This window comes from Bradyrhizobium sp., from assembly GCF_019244115.1.
Taxonomy (GTDB): domain Bacteria; phylum Pseudomonadota; class Alphaproteobacteria; order Rhizobiales; family Xanthobacteraceae; genus Bradyrhizobium.
Genome location: NZ_JAFATE010000184.1, coordinates 1 through 15648 on the forward strand (window position 1 = coordinate 1; position 15648 = coordinate 15648).

A 15648-nucleotide genomic window follows, 5' to 3' on the forward strand; every position below is an offset into this window, starting at 1 on the left:
TCCGGGATTGCGCCGGCGATCGCTGCGGCCTCCTCGGCGATCCGGGTGGCGACGTCACGCGCCCGACTCTCCGATAGCTCGTGGATCTCGAGGCCGCGAAAGCCAAGCTTGCGGCCAATATCGTCGAACCGCTCGCGGTAGCGCTCGGCGAGCGCCCGCTCCGGTCCCTGCTTCAAGCGGCCGACAGCAATGACGATGACACGCATGCGCATGCAGCTAGCATGCGCTGCAGTGAAATGACATCGGCCGCCGCTTCAGACGATCGCTTCAGATCGTCTTGGCGGGCTTCGGCCCCTGAGTCCACATCCGTTCGAGGTTGTAGAACTCACGGACCTCTGGCCTGAACACGTGAACGATCACGTCGCCGGAATCGATCAACACCCAGTCGCAATTGGGCAAGCCCTCGATGTGGATGTTCTTGAGGCCGGTCTCTTTCAGGCCCTTGGCGACATTTTCCGCAATGGAGCCGACATGCCGGTTCGAGCGGCCGGTCGAGATGACCATGTAGTCGGAGTAAGCGGATTTGCCGCGGAGGTCGATGGTGACCGTCTCCTCCGCCTTCATGTCGTCGAGGCGGGAGAGGATCGTGCTCAGCGTCTTGTCGGCGTCAGGTTGCGCCTTCAAGGCCACATTCTGGGTCGATGTTTTACGCGCGGTCTTTTGGGCCTTGGGTAAAACAGACTTGGACAATACAGACGTGGTCAGGGACCATTCCTTTCACTGTATCGCGGGTTGCCGAATCCTCGTGCCCGCGGACCATTCTAGGCATGTGGGGTTAACGGTTTCAATACGCCAGACCCCCACTGTCCGAAGTTCGAAAGCCTTAATCCGGCACCCGGGGCAAACGTCGGAAAAGTCCCCGAGGCTGGCCTCTCCGTCCGGGGCGCGAGATGCCCGGACGTTACTCAAACAGCCGATAACGCGCGGAGCCGCCGTTACGTTCCGCCCGATGTAGTGCTCTTCCAGCTCCCGTCCGGATTGCGCAGGCCCGTCGACGACAGGTTGATCTTCAGTCCCGTGAGGAAAACCCAGGCCGGCGGGCGCTGCATGGGCAGCCGGCCCGCCTGGTTTTCGGGAATCCGATAGCGCGCGAGCGCCTGCGCCGCCGGCGCGGTCAGCGCGCGAAAACTCTGTGGAGGACGATCGATCACGGCGATCGGAACCTGGCTCGCGATGCGCTGCCAGTTCTGCCAGCGATGGAATTGCGCGAGATTGTCGGCGCCCATGATCCAAACGAAGCGCAAGCCGGAAGCGCGGCGGCGCAGATGGCTGATCGTGTCTGCAGTGTACCGCGTGCCGATGACGGATTCGAGACAGGTGATCTCGATGCGCGGATCGTCGGCCATCTGCCGCGCGGCTTCCGCGCGTTCGTAAAGGCCGTGCAAATGGCCGTTGTCCTTGAGCGGATTTCCCGGGCTGACCAGCCACCAGACGCGGTCGAGCTTGAGCCGCTTGAGCGCGAACAGGCTGATGGCGCGATGGGCGAGATGCGGCGGGTTGAACGAACCGCCGAGCAGCCCGATGCGCATGCCTTCGGTGTAGAGCGGGATGCCTTTGGCGATCGCCGGCCGGATTGCGGACGCTTCGCTCAACGCCGGCTCCGTCGCCTGCCGCGTCGCGATCTCATCTTGCCAACGGTCCGATCCTGTTTGCTCTGTTCGCAACAGCATGTCCGATCACGGTCGCGTCTGTCCGCTGCCGTGGATGCGATATTTGAAACTGGTCAGCTGTTCGACACCAACCGGGCCGCGGGCGTGGAATCGCCCCGTGGCGATGCCGATCTCCGCACCGAATCCGAACTCGCCGCCGTCGGCGAACTGGGTCGACGCGTTGTGCAGCACGATCGCCGAATCCACCTCTTTCAGGAATTTTTTGGCCGCCTTATCGTCCTCGGTCACGATCGCGTCGGTGTGATGCGAGCCGTGCTCCTGAACATGCGCGATTGCGCCGTCGACGCCGTCGACCACTTTGGCTGCGATGATCGCGTCGAGATATTCGGCATTCCAGTCGTCCTCGACCGCGGGTTTGACGCGCGCATCGGCGCGCCGCACCGCCTCGTCGCCACGCACTTCGCAGCCCGCATCGATCAGCATGCCGACCAGCGGCCCTAGATGAGTTGTCGCGCCTGCGCGATCCACCAGCAGCGTCTCGGCCGCGCCGCAGACGCCGGTGCGGCGCATCTTTGCGTTCAGCACGATCGCCTTCGCCATCTCGGGATTGGCGGCACGGTCGACATAGACGTGGTTGACGCCTTCCAGATGCGCGAACACGGGAACGCGGGCCTCGGCCTCGACCCGCGCCACCAGGCTCTTGCCGCCGCGCGGCACGATCACGTCGACCTTGCCACCAAGCCCGCTGAGCAGCAGCCCGACTGCGGCGCGGTCCCGCGTCGGCACCAAGGTAATTGCAGCTTCAGGCAGTCCCGCCTCCCGCAAGCCCTGCGTGAGGCATGCATGGATGGCGCGGCTTGAGCGGAAGGAGTCCGAGCCGCCGCGCAGGATCACCGCATTGCCGGATTTCAGGCACAGCACGCCGGCGTCGGCGGTGACATTCGGCCGGCTCTCGAAGATCACGGCGACCACGCCGAGCGGCACCCGCACGCGCTCGATGGTCATGCCGTTCGGCCGCTGCCAGCTCTCGGTCACCACCCCCACGGGATCGGGGATGGCGCGCACCGTGGCGATCCCATCGGCCATTGCCGCGATACGCGCTGGTGTCAGGGTCAGGCGATCGATGAACGCCGCGGTGCCGCCAGAGCTGCGAAACTCGGCGACATCCTCGGCATTGGCGGCGAGGATCGCCTCGGCGTTCTGGCGGATCGCGCGTTCCATGGCATCGAGCGCGCGATTCTTCTGCTCTTCCGAGGCGAGCGCCAGCACCCGGGCGGCAGCGCGCGCGGAGCTTGCGAGGTCGTTCATCAGGACGGCGAGATCGACGTTGCCGTCGATCGCCTTCAGGGAGGCAGTCATGGGGTTTGTCTTGGTCTTTGGCCTTCGATTAAGCCAAACGTCCTAGCACGGAAAAAGCCAGCTTGCGAAGTCGGTTCCCGCTTGGCTGACCCGCGCTCGGCCGGTCCGAGGTCGGCCATTGGCCCAATGCAAGCGTCGTCTCCGGGTCCCAATCTCGGCGGCCTTGCGTTCGCCTGCAGTATCATTAATTATCATAAGTTGATATCTCGGGAGCAGCTCGGCATGGCAAGCAGCTACAGCATCGGCAAGCATTTTGAGGACTTCATCGACAGCCTCGTCGAAAGCGGCCGCTACGCCACCGCCAGCGAAGTCTTACGGGACGGCCTTCGGCTGATCGAGGAGCGCGAGCAACGCCGCAAGGCCAAGCTTGACGCGCTGCGGGCCGAAATTCAGAAGGGCATTGACAGTGGTCCGGCCGAGGAAATCGATATCCACGAATTCATGAATTCAATCAAGACGCGCGGACGAGAGCGATTGGCGGCGCGCAAGCGTGGGGAATAGATTCCGAAAACGTGAGCAGGTCGACGTTGATCTCGATGCGATCTGGAGCTTCATCGCCCTCGACAGCGTCGATGCCGCTCATCGGCAGATCGATCGCATTGGTGACGTCTTCGAAATGCTCGCGCAAAATCCGCTCGCCGGGCGGCAGCGAGTCGATATCCAGCGCGGTCTGCGGAGCTTCCCAGTCGGGAGCTACGTGATTTTCTACGTTCCGCTACCTGACGGCATCGAGGTCGTTCGCGTCATGCATGGGCGCCAGGACATCGACGCCGACGACATGGGATCGTGATCAGGTCGACTCAGCGAGGCGCGTCCCGCCAAGCACGAGATCGTCGCGATGGATCATTTCCGAGCGCCCGGAGATGCCCAGAATCATCATCACGTCGGGCGAGGAGCGGCCCCTGATCTTTTCGGCGTCCTCGGCGTCATAGGCGACCAGACCCCGCCCGATTTCATCGGTGTCCGGGCCACGTACGACAACCGCATCGCCGCGCGCGAACTGGCCGTCGACCCGGATCACGCCGGCCGGCAAGAGGCTCCGTCCGGCGCGCAGCGCCCTGACCGCGCCGGCGTCGATAGTCAGCGTGCCCTTCGGCTCCAGCGAGCCCGCGATCCAACGTTTGCGGGCGGTGACGGGATTGGCGGGCGTCAGAAACCAGGTGCAGCGCCCGCCCTCGGCAATCGCGCGCAGCGGATGCTCGATCTTGCCGGAAGCGATCAGCATGTGCGTGCCCCCGGTGGTCGCGATTCTCGCCGCCTCGATCTTGGTGCGCATGCCACCGCGCGACAAGTCCGATCCGGCGGCGCCGGCCATCGCCTCGATCTCGGAGCTGACGGTTTCGACCACCGGAATCAGTTTTGCGTCGGGGTTTTGCGCCGGCGGCGCATCATAAAGGCCGTCGATATCGGACAGCAGGATCAACAGATCGGCGCTCGCCATGGTCGCGACGCGCGCTGCCAGGCGGTCATTGTCGCCATAGCGGATCTCGTTGGTGGCGACCGTGTCGTTCTCGTTGATCACGGGCACCGCGCGCCATTCCAGCAGCTTTGCGATGGTCGCGCGTGCGTTCAGATAACGGCGGCGCTCCTCGGTGTCCTGTAGCGTCACCAGGATCTGGCCGGCGCCGATGCCGTGCGCGCCGAGCACCTCCGACCAGATCCGCGCCAGCGCGATCTGTCCGACCGCCGCGGCCGCCTGGCTCTCCTCCAGCTTCAGCGGTCCGCGCGGCAGTTTGAGGCGGCTGCGTCCCAGCGCGATCGAGCCCGAGGACACGATGAGCACGTCGCGCCGCTCATAATGCAGCTTTGCGAGATCGGCGACGAGCGCGGCCAGCCACGACGCCTTGACCTCGCCTGCTTCGGAATCGACCAGCAGCGATGAGCCGACCTTGACGACGATGCGGCGGAAATTCTTCAGCTCGGGGCGGGCCAAAGCGACGGACATGGCAGCGGACATGCATCAGAGGAACAGGGAATGGGAATACCGCGCCCGGTGTTCCCAGCGCATCGCTTTTGCACTGGGAACATGCTTCGCGCAAGCGGCATTGCTTCAGGCCGTCCACGGCTCGGCTTCAGCGGCGCTCTTGTCCTGCTTGGTCTCCGGCGCCGTGCCGATCACATCCACCAACGCCTGCAGCGCGTCCTTGACGCCGGCGCCGGTCGCGCCCGAGATCAGCAGCGGCGTCTTCTTCGCCGCGCGTTTCAGACGGTCCTTCTGCTTCTTCAATTCGTCCGGCGTCGTCGCGTCGATCTTGTTCAGCGCAACGATCTCGGTTTTTTCCGCAAGCTGCCCGCCATAGGCTTCGAGCTCGTGCCGCACTGTCTTATACGCCTTGCCGGCATGCTCACAGGTCGCGTCGACGAGATGCAGCAGCACGCGGCAACGCTCGACATGGCCGAGAAAGCGGTCGCCGAGGCCGGCGCCCTCATGCGCGCCCTCGATCAGGCCGGGAATATCGGCGAGCACGAATTCGCGGCCGCCCGTACTCACCACCCCGAGCTGCGGATGCAGCGTCGTGAAGGGATAATCGGCGATCTTCGGTTTTGCGGCGCTGACCGCGGCGAGGAACGTGGACTTGCCGGCATTGGGGAGGCCGACCAGGCCGGCATCCGCGATCAGCTTCAAGCGCAGCCAGATCCAGCGTTCCTCGCCTGACTGGCCGGGATTGGCATGGCGCGGCGCGCGGTTGGTCGGCGACTTGAAATGCGCATTGCCAAAGCCGCCATTGCCGCCGCGCGCAAGCACGAACTTTTCGCCGAGCGCGGTGAAATCGTAGATCAGCGTTTCCCGGTCCTCGTCGAACACCTGCGTGCCGACGGGAACTTTCAGCACGATGGCCTTGCCGCCGGCGCCGTGGCGGTCCTTGCCCATGCCGTTCTCGCCCTTCTGGGCCTTGAAATGCTGCTGGTAGCGGTAGTCGATCAGCGTGTTCAGCCCGTCCACCACCTCGATGATGACGTCGCCGCCGCGCCCGCCATTACCGCCGGAGGGACCACCGAACTCGATGAACTTCTCGCGCCGGAACGCGACGCAGCCGTTACCGCCGTCGCCGGAGCGGATATAGACCTTGGCTTCATCGAGGAATTTCATGGAAATCTAGGTAAGGCAGCCGGGCCCGCCGGGCAACCCTCGGACCTCCCAAATGCACGCGGAAGCCCTAATTGCCCGGCTTGTCGGGCGCGCAAGTCCTCGAACCAGGGCTGCGTGTGCACCACACGGTCGCCGGATCGAAGTCCTGGATGTGGGACGTCCTGCAAAGGGCTTGATCATCAACCGGTACGGCCGGCGCGAAGCCGCTTCAATGATCTCCGTCAATCCAGGCGCGCCGCCTTGATGCTGGAGAAATGGTCCGCGAGTTGCTAATCGGCAGGGCTTCCGCTTTCGGACGTCCCGATGTCGCTGCTTGCAAAAATCTCGCCTCACAATGACGAGCGCTCGGCGCGCCTTGCCGGCATCGCGCTGATGCTGCTGTCGGTGTTCATGTTCTCGTTCGGCGACGCGCTCGGAAAATTCATCGTCGCGACCTATTCGGTCGGGCAGCTCTTGTGCTTTCGCGCCTGCGCGGCGCTCGCCATGCTGGCGCCGATGATCTGGCGACATCGCGCGGAGTTTTTCCGGCTCGAGCGGCCCTGGCTGCAGCTGCTTCGCGTCGTGCTCTCCACGCTCGAGGTCGCGGCGTTCTTTCTGGCCGTCGTCTATCTGCCACTTGCCGACGTCATCACTTATTATCTCGCCGGTCCGATTTTCGTCACCGCAATGTCCGCGCTGCTGCTTCGTGAAAAGGTCGGCTGGCGGCGCTGGTGCGCGATCGTGGTCGGCTTCTGCGGCGTGCTGATCGCGCTTCGGCCGTCATCGCAGACCTTCAGCTGGCCGGCGCTGATCGCGCTCGGCGGCAGCCTGTCGTTTGCGTCCTTGATGCTGATCACGCGCTGCTTGCGCGCCACCCCCGACGTGGTGATGGCCTCGTCGCAATTCATCGGCACCTTCGTGCTCGGCGCCGTCATGGCGCCGTTCGGCTGGGTGACGCCGCATGCCCTGAGCCTGATCCAGTTCGCGGCCGCCGGCGTGATCTCTGTAAGCGCGCTGTTCTGCGTCAACCGCTCGCTGAAACTCGCGCCGGCCAGCGTCGTGGTGCCGTTTCAATATTCGATGATCGTCTGGGCCGTGATTTTCGGCCTCGTCGTATTCGGCGACGTACCGCGGCCGGCAACGATGATCGGCGTCTCGATCATCATCGCCGCCGGGCTCTACATCGTGCTGCGCGAGCGCAGGCTCGGCCGCGACACGCCGGCAGTCAATCCGCCGGCGTGATCTGATCGCTCACGCCTCGCGCCGCGTCGAGCTCGCCCAGTTCTTCAGCGACGACCACACCCCGCGCGAGAGGCGGAACGAATCGACCGGGCTCGACGAGCCCAGCGCCTCGAAGCGGTGCAGTTCGACGCCGTTCCACTGGAAGCCGCATTTTTCGAGGATGTTGCGCGAAGCCGGGTTGGCGACGCGCGCGGCGGCGTGAAGCAGCTCGGCATCGGTCTCCTCGAAGAAGAAGTCGATCACCGCGCGGGCGGCCTCGGTGCCAAAGCCCCGGCCCCAATGGGCGACGCCGAGCCAATAGCCGAGTTCGGGCGCGTTCTTGCTGGCCGAGTTGATGCCGACCATGCCGATCGGGGCGTGATTGTGCTCGATCAGGAACGCCGCTTCGCGTGCACCGTCCGCGGTGGCGCGCACGAAGGCGACCGCGTGCTCCTGAACATAGGGATGCGGCAGGCGGCGGGTGTTTTCCGCGACGCGGCGGTCATTGGCGAGCTGCGTGATCGCCCTGACGTCCGCGAGCGTCGGCCTGCGCAAGGTCAGCCGCTCGGTTTCGAGCACGCAAGCCGGGGGCGCGCGCACGGTCGGCGTGGGAAAGTCCTGCAGCATTCTCAAGGCTCCGTCGATCAAGCTGTTCGGCTTGTTGCGAGTGTTGCGATGGAAAACCTCGAAACACGCGCAAATGAAAAGGGAGGCCGGTATCCCGCCTCCCCACTTGGAGCCTTGAAGAGCTCCGCCGGTTCATCGGGACCCGGCGGACTCGGATGTGTCCACCGTACTATTCGGCCGCGGCTTCGGTCAGCGGGCGTACCGACACGAACGTGCGACCGTTGGCTTTGGCTTGAAATTCGACGCGGCCTTCGATCTTGGCGAACAGAGTATGATCGGTGCCCATGCCGACATTAAGGCCGGGATGCCAGGTCGTGCCGCGCTGACGCGCGATGATGTTTCCGGGAACTACATGCTCGCCACCATAGGCCTTGATTCCAAGGCGCTTGCCTTTCGAATCACGTCCGTTGCGCGATGAACCGCCTGCTTTTTTGTGAGCCATGGCCCGTCTCCGATTATTGTATCCTTAGTTCAATTCCGTGAAGGAATCATCTCACTTTTGTTCACGCGCGATTTGCCGCGCATCACAATTGCGATCCCTTCACATTCTCGTCTGCGAGCGCCGCTCGCGCCTCACAGACCTGCGCCTCAAGCCGCGTCGCCCTCGGCGGTCGCAGCCTTCGCCTTCTTCGGCCGCGGTCCCACGGAAGGCTTTGCGCCGTCGGTCAGGATCTCGGTGACGCGGATCACGCTGAGTTCGTCGCGATAGCCGCGCTTGCGGCGCGAGTTCTTGCGGCGGCGCTTCTTGAACGCGATCACCTTCGGGCCGCGCTTGTGCTGCAGCAGTTCGGCTGCGACCGAGGCGCCCTGCACGGTGGGAACGCCGAGCATTGGCGTATCGCCGCCGACCACCAGCACCTCGCTGAGTTGCACGATGGTGCCGACCTCGCCGTCGATCTTGGTAATCTCGAGCACATCATCCGGAACGACGCGGTACTGCCGGCCGCCGGTCTTGATGACTGCGAACATCTTTTTCGTCCTTCGTGTTCGATCCCGGCCTCGGGATCCCGGGCCGGCTTCTTGTTCAGTCGTTATGGGTTCGTCTTATGGCTCGTCCTGGCGGCCGTCCCCTCAAAAGGGCCGTTGAAGGCTCAAACGCTGAAGGCTTGAGGATGTCGCGCAAAAACGAGCGGCGCGAGAACGCCCCGCGCCGGATTGGCGGCACTTATAGCGGCAATCAGCTGGGAGTCAAGGCGAAGCGGGGCAAAAACCGGCCGAAAATGAAGGGTTTGGCGCGGTTTTGCCGCTGACATGGACGCATCGCCTTGGCAAGCCGGGGCGGTGTGGCCGCCGCCCGAAAGCCGCCGGGGTTCCGCGAGCCTGCCGGGCAGACCGGCCGCAGGAGGACGGTAACCTTGACCGGTAAGGTTTAAATGGACTTCGCGTTGTCGCCGCCACTGTCCTCGCTAGCTTGCCCGGGCCGCACCTGCCGGCGTCCGAAACCTCAACCGTCGGCGTCGGCTTCTGCGGTGTGGGACCGCCAATCTGTGCTTGCGTATGGCGGTCCCAGCTTCTCTTCCGGCTGCGCTCTGGTTGCACGTACGGATTTTGTCAGTGGCGCGCTTGTCTGCCCCGCCATCCTCGCCTAGAACACGGCCCCGACCACGCACGGCTCGCGCCGTGATTTGGCGCCTTCAGGAGAGGTGGCAGAGTGGTTGAATGCACCGCACTCGAAATGCGGCATAGGTGCAAGCCTATCGGGGGTTCGAATCCCTCCCTCTCCGCCAGAAGCTCGTTCCAGCAAACAAGGGCAATCTCCACCCTGACCACGTCGGACCGGGACGCGAGCTACAATTGGTGCAAAATCGATTCGATCACAATGGGAAGCCGCCGCACACGCACGCCCGTAGCGTGCCAAACTGCATTCGCGATGACGGCAGGCAGACCAGTTATTCCGATTTCGCCCATCCCTCTCGCTCCGATGGGGCCGAAGTGCGGGTCTGGTTCGTCGATGAGGATCACCTGAATTTCGGGAACGTCCGGGTTCACGGGCACGAGGTAGTCGGCGAGGTTTCTGGTAACAAGGCGGCCTGTCGCAGGGTCGAAGCCGGTTCGTTCCATCAGCGCCATGCCGATACCCCATACTACGCCCCCTCGGATTTGGCTCTGAGCGGTACGATGGTTCAAGATTCGGCCGACATCCATGGCGGAGACGACGCGACGGACGCGAATGACAGCCAACTCCGGATCCACGGCGACCTCGACAAAGTGCGCCCCGAACGAGTGCGCTGAATACTGCTTTTCCAGTTCGCCGGGCTCATGATGGGCTTCGGCCATCGGCGCCCCTCCCGCTGATAACTGTGTTCGTAGCTTCAGGGCTGCTTCGTGCACGGCAGAACCGACGCTGGCAGAGGTGCTGGACCCGCCGGAGAGCGTCGCCTCGGGCAGGGCGCTGTCGCCTAGCTCGCAGCGGACCTTCTCCACTGGTACTCCCAGCGCCGCGGCCGCGATCTGCGCCAGGATCGTATAAGCCCCCGTCCCCAAATCCTGCGTCGCCGCGGTCACAACGAACCGGCCATCTGGCTCGGCTTCGACGCGCGCGGACGATGGGCGCATGTTCGCTGGGTAGGTGGCGGAGGCCATGCCCCACCCGATCAACATGCCATTTGCTGTCATCGAGCGAGGCCGCGGATCGCGGCGCGACCAGCCGAATGCCTGTGCGCCGCGCTCATAACAGGCGAGGAGGTGCTTTGAGCTGAACGGCTTGCCGGTCTCCGGGTCCGAGACCGCATGATTCCGCCGGCGCAGCTCAAGCGGATCCATGCCGATTGCTTCAGCCAGCTCGTCCATCGCGCATTCGAGCGCGTATACGCCAGAGGCCTCCCCTGGCGCGCGCATGGCGGTAGGCGAACCCGTGGTGACTCGTGCGACCTCGTGCGAGACCGCAACGTTGTCGCAGGCGTACAGCATCCCGGTCGCTATTCCACTCGGCTCGACATGCACGCCCGCCAGAGAGGTCTGCGTGAGGGTGTGATGGCGGATGGCGATCAAGCGACCGAGCTGGTCTGCGCCCAGGCTCACGGTCTGAATGGTCCGGCCGCGGTGTCCGTTGTTGCTGAACGTCGCCTGGCGCGAAAGAGCCAGTTTCACGGGTCGCCCTGTGGCTTTTGCGGCCGCGGCAGCCAAGATCGTTCGGGGCCAGACGTAGCCTTTCGAGCCGAACCCTCCTCCGACGTAAGGGCATATCACCCGCACGTTCCCGGCCGGCAGCCCGAAGAAGTGGGCAAGCACGTTCCGGGTGGAGATCACCCCTTGGGTGCTGTCGTAGACGATCAGCCGATCTCCCTCCCATAGAGCTGTCGTCGCATGTGGCTCCATGGGATTATGGTGTTCGACGGACGTTTCGTACGAGTGCTGCAGTCGAAACGGGGATGCCGAAAGCGCCTCATCAACATCGCCGCGCTGCGTCTGCAATTCGGCGATGCCATAGAAGTCCTTGGGGCGAAAACGGTCCGAACTCCGTTCAATTTCGGAGCGGGGTGTGCCCGGAGCATACACGATCTGAACGAGCGCGGCCGCCTCGTTCGCCAGCTCCAGGCTCTCGGCCACAACGAGGCCAACCAGCTGCCCATCATATTCGACAAGGCGGTCGGACAAAGGCAGCCGCGGTTCCCCAAGAGTGCCGCCCTTGAGATCGGTGAGCTGGCCAAGCGCCGGCATGTTGTCCGGCGTGAGCACCGTCAAGACGCCGGCCCGTTGCATCGCAGGCCGCGTGTCGATCGAGAGGACCTCCCCACTCGCGATGGTCGAGAGGACCGGCGCGGCGTACGCGATGCCCTGCGGGTGCTGATCCGCTGCGTAGGTCGCGCGGCCGGCGACTTTCAAAGGACCGTCCCGGCGGGGGATGGGATCGCCAAGGCTCATTGTTGAAGCTCGCTGGCGAGTTTCAGCGCCTTCACCAATGTTCGCTTGGCGAGCTCGACCTTGAACCCGTTTTCGCGGCCGGGCCGGGCTTCGCCGAGCGCGATCGCGGCGGCATCGCGGAACGCCGCTTCGTCGGCGGTTCGCCCGATCAGGGACGCTTCGGCGGTCGCAAATCGCAGCGGTCGGGTGGCAATGCCGCCGAGGGCGATCCTGGCGCCGATGATGCGAGATCCGTCTTGATGCAGACCGACCGCCGCAGAGGCCAAGGCGAACTCATACGAGGCACGATCGCGGACTTTCAAATAGACCGATCGCCGCGCCTCCGGAGGTAGATCTGTCTCCACGAAAACGATCAGAGCGCCCCGCTGCAGGCTCGTCTCGATCCAGGGCGTCTCGCCGGGCGGGCGAAAAAACTCGGAAAGAGGAATATTCCGTTGGCCGCTGATGTGTTCGGCTTGGATCTCTCCGCCGAGAGCCACCAGCGCGACCGCAAGGTCGGAGGGATGGGTCGCGACGCACTGGGAGCTGCCCTCCAAGACCGCATGACCACGATCGTATCCGGTGAGCGCCGCGCAGCCGGACCCGGGACTGCGTTTGTTGCATGCAAACGCCTGGTTTCGGAAATAGGGACAGCGCGTGCGCTGGAGGAGGTTTCCTCCCAGCGTTGCCATGTTCCGGATTTGAGGCGACGCGCCTGCGGCAATGGCCTGTGTGAGCATGGGGGCCGCCTTCATCAAGGCCGGATCGGTCGCAAGATCACTGTTCTTGGTCAAGGCTCCCAGCGAAGCTTTCCCTGAAGAGACGTTGATGTAATCGAGATCGGGAACACGTCGTATGTCGACGAGCAGCGAGGGTTTTTCGACACCCCCCTTCATCAAATCAGTCAGCGTCGTGCCGCCGGCCAGGAACGCGGCGTTTGGGCTTCGGGAACGGAGCTCAACCGCCTCCCGCATCGAACCGGCGCGCACGTAATCGAAGGGAGTCATTCGACTCCTCCGGCGGATATGCTGCGGATTGCCGCGACGATGCCCTCGTAGGCGCCGCAACGACAGATGTTTCCGGCCATTCCCTCGCGGATCGCATCGTCATCGGCAGGGCGTCCCTCCCGAAGCAGGCCGATAGCGGACATGATCTGGCCCGGCGTACAGTATCCGCACTGCAGGGCATCATGAGCAACGAAAGCGGCTTGAAGGGGATGAACACCATCGTCTCGCGCCAAGCCCTCGATGGTTTCGATAGGCTCACCCTGATGTTCGCTGATCGCCAAGATCAGACAGGCGAGCACGCGGCGGCCACCGACCAGCACGGTGCACGAACCGCACTGACCATGGTCGCAGCCCTTTTTCGTGCCGGTCAATTCGAGGTGCTCGCGAAGTGCGTCAAGCAAGGTCACTGAAGGGGCGATCTGGAATTCGCGCCGCTCGCCGTTTACCGTGAGTTCTACGGACCGCTTCTCAGGACGTGCTTGGGCCTGCTGCGACTCTGCCTCGGCGTTCGATCCCGGTGCGCCCAACCCCAGCAGCCCTCCGCTCGCGGTGAGATAGATCAGATCCCTGCGGCTCAGGTCAGGTGGAGTCACAGCCCAGTCCTTGTGAGAGAAGTCATGCCGTGTCCCCGCTAACGCCGCGCCCGAGGAAAAGGGCCGGGACCATTTTTCAATCTTGGCTTGACGAACGTGCGCGCTAAACCCCCAGACACTTGTGCCAGGGCGCCGGCTCCTTCACCTGCAAGGCGAGGTGATCGATCAGGCTTCGCACCTTGAGCGACATCGGATCTCGACTCTGATAAACGGCATAGATGCCGATCGGCGGAGCCAGATAATCCAGCAGGACCGGCCTGAGTCGCCCTGATTCAATCTCGGGGGCCGCTATGTAGGCGTGGAGCTGGCATAACCCGAGTCCGGCGATCGCCGCATCACGGAGCGCCTCGCCGTTATCGATTGCGAGGCGCGGCGCTACGCCATAGTCGAATGGAACCTCGTTCTTGGACAGCCGGTAGCGGTAGCTGAGGCCGCTGTGCGAGAAGGCCAGGCAAACGTGCTCGGCGAGGTCTTCCGGAGACTGCGGGACTCCGTGCTTGTCGAGATAACTGGGCGAGGCGCAAAGAACCAGCCGGCTCGATGTGAGGCGCCGAGCGACGAGATTGCTATCGCGTGGCTGGTCTCTGGTCATACGCAGGGCAAGATCAACTCCGTCGCCGACCAAGTCCGAGAATCGATCCTCGAGCTTGAGATCGACAACCACGTCCGCATGCTGTCGCTGATACTCGACCAGAAGCGGCAGCACATACATTCGGCCGAACGCTACTGGCAACGAGATCCGGACGCGCCCGCGGGGTTTCTCGCCCGATTGAGCGAGCATGCCCTCGACGGCCTCCAATTCGGCCAGGATACGGCGGCCGTGGATGAGGAGCGCTTCTCCATCGTCGGTGAGACTGAGCCCGTGCGAGTTACGGCGCACGAGCGGGACACCGACGCGCGACTCCAAGCGCCGAAGCGCTTTACTGGCGGCGGAAATCGTTAGGCCCAAGCGCTCGGCGCCGCCCCGGATGCTTCCGGCTTCGGCGATGCGTACAAAGGCAATGATGTTCTCGAGCTTTTCCATACGAGTCTGACAGCAGCAAGGTCGAGCGCACGTGTGGCGCGGACTTCCGATCAATCCTATCTTGAATTCTGATCCCGCGCCCGGAATTGCTTTCGGACGTTAAGCCACTATCTCCGGCGCGTTGGCAACGTCCGCGGAGCGTCGGGCAATGCCTGCAGGAATGCGCCAACCCCAAGCTTCACCCTTCCTGATCCGAGTTGTCTGGTCAGGATATCCCCAAGGCAAGGGTGTTGGCACAGAGGCATCGCTTCAACATGCGGAAACGAATGATTTGTCTGGGGATTCGGACATGGATCTCAATCTGGCGGCTAAGCGGGCGTTGATTACCGGAAGCACCGCCGGGATCGGAGTCGCAATAGCGCGGGCCCTGGCCCGTGAAGGCTGCGACGTCGTTGTTCATGGTCGCGATGTTGCTCGTGCAGAACACGTCGCAAAGGAAATCATGAAAGAGGGTCGTCGCGCCTTTCCGGTCATTGCCGATCTCTCAACCGAAAGCGGCCCATATGAACTCTATCGGGGAGCTGTCGAAGCCCTCGGTGGCATCGACATTCTCGTCAACAATGCCGGTGAATACGCTGGAAAGAACTGGTTCGAGACGACCCGAGAGAGCTGGGAGGCGTTCTATCGAACCGACGTTCTGTCGGCGGTGGGCCTGATCCTTGAAGCTGGCCCTGCCATGTCAAGACAGGGTTGGGGACGGATCGTCAATATTGCGACCGGCATGGCATCAACGCCGCAAGTCATGATGCCTGATTATGCCGCGGCGAAGGCAGCGTTGGTGAACGCAACACTCAGCTCTGCCAAGGCATTGGCGGGCAGCGGCGTGACAGTCAATACGATTTCGCCAGGCCTCATTCATACGCCCAACGTCGAGAAGATACTGCGTGACGAAGCCAAAAAGCGTTCCTGGGGCGACGATTGGGAGACCATACAGCGCAGATGGTTCGAGGACATCTTGGGCGACAGGACGCTCAAGCGGCTTGGGAGACCCGAAGAAGTCGCCGATTTGGTGGCGTTCGTGGTCAGCCCGCTGGCCGAGTATGTGAACGGAACAAACCTGCGGATAGACGGAGGAAAATCGCCGTCAATCAACTGAATGCGTCCGTGGGCGACAAGCGGGCCGAGGAGGGCTGACATCAACGCCCGCCCGCCACGCCATGATCGCACAAGAGCTTCCTCAAATGTATGGCTTTCTCGGCTCTGCACGACCCGATGACGGCGACTTGATGCGATCCCTGAATATGGAAAGCAGACGTTCGTTTTCTGACACGGCAGCCTCCTCTTTCTCAACGAA

16 protein-coding genes, 1 tRNA gene and 1 pseudogene are annotated in these 15648 nt (G+C 63.6%); 5 read left to right on the plus strand and 13 right to left on the minus strand.

The genetic code is table 11. The annotated features are described in order from the left end of the window. From JOZ76_RS08105 to JOZ76_RS08120, 4 genes and pseudogenes are all read right to left on the minus strand, one after another. Window positions 1-206 (minus strand): annotated as a pseudogene (locus JOZ76_RS08105) (23S rRNA (pseudouridine(1915)-N(3))-methyltransferase RlmH); the annotation flags it as partial. 61 nt (window positions 207-267) lie between these two features. Beyond that, window positions 268-624, minus strand: coding sequence for a ribosome silencing factor (gene rsfS, locus JOZ76_RS08110; protein ID WP_291698106.1), 357 nt, complete (start codon window positions 622-624; stop codon window positions 268-270). A 311-nt stretch (window positions 625-935) separates the two neighbouring features. Then, window positions 936-1562 (minus strand): nicotinate-nucleotide adenylyltransferase, encoded by a 627-nt coding sequence (locus JOZ76_RS08115; RefSeq protein ID WP_441299996.1) that lies wholly within the window; start codon window positions 1560-1562, stop codon window positions 936-938. Between the two features lie 114 nt (window positions 1563-1676). After that, window positions 1677-2969, minus strand: coding sequence for a glutamate-5-semialdehyde dehydrogenase (locus tag JOZ76_RS08120; protein WP_291698107.1), 1293 nt, complete (start codon window positions 2967-2969; stop codon window positions 1677-1679). A 222-nt stretch (window positions 2970-3191) separates the two neighbouring features. Here JOZ76_RS08120 and JOZ76_RS08125 point away from each other — a divergent pair, with 222 nt between their 5' ends. Beyond that, window positions 3192-3470 carry a type II toxin-antitoxin system ParD family antitoxin gene (locus tag JOZ76_RS08125; protein ID WP_291698108.1) on the plus strand — a complete coding sequence of 93 codons (279 nt, stop codon included), beginning with the start codon at window positions 3192-3194 and terminating at the stop codon, window positions 3468-3470. Beyond that, entirely contained in the window at window positions 3460-3759 is a 300-nt protein-coding gene (locus JOZ76_RS08130) for a type II toxin-antitoxin system RelE/ParE family toxin (RefSeq protein ID WP_291698109.1), read from the plus strand. The genes JOZ76_RS08125 and JOZ76_RS08130 overlap by 11 nt, the downstream gene beginning before the upstream one ends. On the opposite strand, the gene proB is transcribed toward JOZ76_RS08130, so the two are convergent. Beyond that, window positions 3760-4902 carry a glutamate 5-kinase gene (gene proB, locus JOZ76_RS08135; protein ID WP_291698120.1) on the minus strand — a complete coding sequence of 381 codons (1143 nt, stop codon included), beginning with the start codon at window positions 4900-4902 and terminating at the stop codon, window positions 3760-3762. It lies immediately after the preceding gene. Between the two features lie 117 nt (window positions 4903-5019). Next, window positions 5020-6060 carry a GTPase ObgE gene (gene obgE / locus JOZ76_RS08140; RefSeq protein WP_291698110.1) on the minus strand — a complete coding sequence of 347 codons (1041 nt, stop codon included), beginning with the start codon at window positions 6058-6060 and terminating at the stop codon, window positions 5020-5022. A gap of 303 nt (window positions 6061-6363) precedes the next feature. Here obgE and JOZ76_RS08145 point away from each other — a divergent pair, with 303 nt between their 5' ends. Next, the gene (locus JOZ76_RS08145) at window positions 6364-7281 is read left to right on the plus strand and encodes a DMT family transporter (protein ID WP_291698111.1); all 918 of its coding nucleotides are present in this window, start codon (window positions 6364-6366) and stop codon (window positions 7279-7281) included. A gap of 9 nt (window positions 7282-7290) precedes the next feature. On the opposite strand, the gene JOZ76_RS08150 is transcribed toward JOZ76_RS08145, so the two are convergent. The 3 genes from JOZ76_RS08150 to rplU form a co-directional block, all read right to left on the minus strand. Next, window positions 7291-7887, minus strand: coding sequence for a GNAT family N-acetyltransferase (locus JOZ76_RS08150; protein ID WP_291698112.1), 597 nt, complete (start codon window positions 7885-7887; stop codon window positions 7291-7293). A 169-nt stretch (window positions 7888-8056) separates the two neighbouring features. After that, complete coding sequence (rpmA, locus tag JOZ76_RS08155; protein ID WP_291698113.1) at window positions 8057-8329, minus strand: 50S ribosomal protein L27; 273 nt, start codon at window positions 8327-8329, stop codon at window positions 8057-8059. A 146-nt stretch (window positions 8330-8475) separates the two neighbouring features. Continuing rightward, the gene (gene rplU, locus JOZ76_RS08160; protein WP_291698114.1) at window positions 8476-8856 is read right to left on the minus strand and encodes a 50S ribosomal protein L21; all 381 of its coding nucleotides are present in this window, start codon (window positions 8854-8856) and stop codon (window positions 8476-8478) included. 668 nt (window positions 8857-9524) lie between these two features. On the opposite strand from rplU, the gene JOZ76_RS08165 reads away from it, so the two are divergent. After that, window positions 9525-9614: transfer RNA gene (locus JOZ76_RS08165), tRNA-Ser, on the plus strand. Between the two features lie 61 nt (window positions 9615-9675). Here JOZ76_RS08165 and JOZ76_RS08170 read toward each other — a convergent pair. The 4 genes from JOZ76_RS08170 to JOZ76_RS08185 form a co-directional block, all read right to left on the minus strand. Beyond that, the gene (locus JOZ76_RS08170) at window positions 9676-11751 is read right to left on the minus strand and encodes a xanthine dehydrogenase family protein molybdopterin-binding subunit (RefSeq protein WP_291698115.1); all 2076 of its coding nucleotides are present in this window, start codon (window positions 11749-11751) and stop codon (window positions 9676-9678) included. After that, a complete protein-coding gene (locus tag JOZ76_RS08175) occupies window positions 11748-12737 on the minus strand; it encodes an FAD binding domain-containing protein (protein WP_291698116.1) in 990 nt (329 codons plus the stop codon). Before JOZ76_RS08175 ends, JOZ76_RS08170 begins: the two co-directional genes overlap by 4 nt. Further along, window positions 12734-13264, minus strand: coding sequence for a (2Fe-2S)-binding protein (locus tag JOZ76_RS08180; RefSeq protein ID WP_291698121.1), 531 nt, complete (start codon window positions 13262-13264; stop codon window positions 12734-12736). The genes JOZ76_RS08175 and JOZ76_RS08180 overlap by 4 nt, the downstream gene beginning before the upstream one ends. A gap of 169 nt (window positions 13265-13433) precedes the next feature. After that, window positions 13434-14354: a LysR family transcriptional regulator gene (locus JOZ76_RS08185; protein WP_291698117.1), complete on the minus strand. Its 921-nt coding sequence runs from the start codon at window positions 14352-14354 to the stop codon at window positions 13434-13436. A 289-nt stretch (window positions 14355-14643) separates the two neighbouring features. Here JOZ76_RS08185 and JOZ76_RS08190 point away from each other — a divergent pair, with 289 nt between their 5' ends. Further along, window positions 14644-15450, plus strand: coding sequence for an SDR family NAD(P)-dependent oxidoreductase (locus tag JOZ76_RS08190; RefSeq protein ID WP_291698118.1), 807 nt, complete (start codon window positions 14644-14646; stop codon window positions 15448-15450). Window positions 15451-15648 lie beyond the last annotated feature (198 nt).

Coding starts and splice junctions, on each gene's coding strand:
- JOZ76_RS08120 (WP_291698107.1), bottom strand. CDS start 2,969: ATGACTGCCTCCCTGAAGGCGATCGACGGCAACGTCGATCTCGCCGTC.
- JOZ76_RS08125 (WP_291698108.1), top strand. CDS start 3,192: ATGGCAAGCAGCTACAGCATCGGCAAGCATTTTGAGGACTTCATCGAC.
- obgE (WP_291698110.1), bottom strand. CDS start 6,060: ATGAAATTCCTCGATGAAGCCAAGGTCTATATCCGCTCCGGCGACGGC.
- JOZ76_RS08145 (WP_291698111.1), top strand. CDS start 6,364: ATGTCGCTGCTTGCAAAAATCTCGCCTCACAATGACGAGCGCTCGGCG.
- JOZ76_RS08150 (WP_291698112.1), bottom strand. CDS start 7,887: ATGCTGCAGGACTTTCCCACGCCGACCGTGCGCGCGCCCCCGGCTTGC.
- rpmA (WP_291698113.1), bottom strand. CDS start 8,329: ATGGCTCACAAAAAAGCAGGCGGTTCATCGCGCAACGGACGTGATTCG.
- rplU (WP_291698114.1), bottom strand. CDS start 8,856: ATGTTCGCAGTCATCAAGACCGGCGGCCGGCAGTACCGCGTCGTTCCG.
- JOZ76_RS08170 (WP_291698115.1), bottom strand. CDS start 11,751: ATGAGCCTTGGCGATCCCATCCCCCGCCGGGACGGTCCTTTGAAAGTC.
- JOZ76_RS08175 (WP_291698116.1), bottom strand. CDS start 12,737: ATGACTCCCTTCGATTACGTGCGCGCCGGTTCGATGCGGGAGGCGGTT.
- JOZ76_RS08185 (WP_291698117.1), bottom strand. CDS start 14,354: ATGGAAAAGCTCGAGAACATCATTGCCTTTGTACGCATCGCCGAAGCC.
- JOZ76_RS08190 (WP_291698118.1), top strand. CDS start 14,644: ATGGATCTCAATCTGGCGGCTAAGCGGGCGTTGATTACCGGAAGCACC.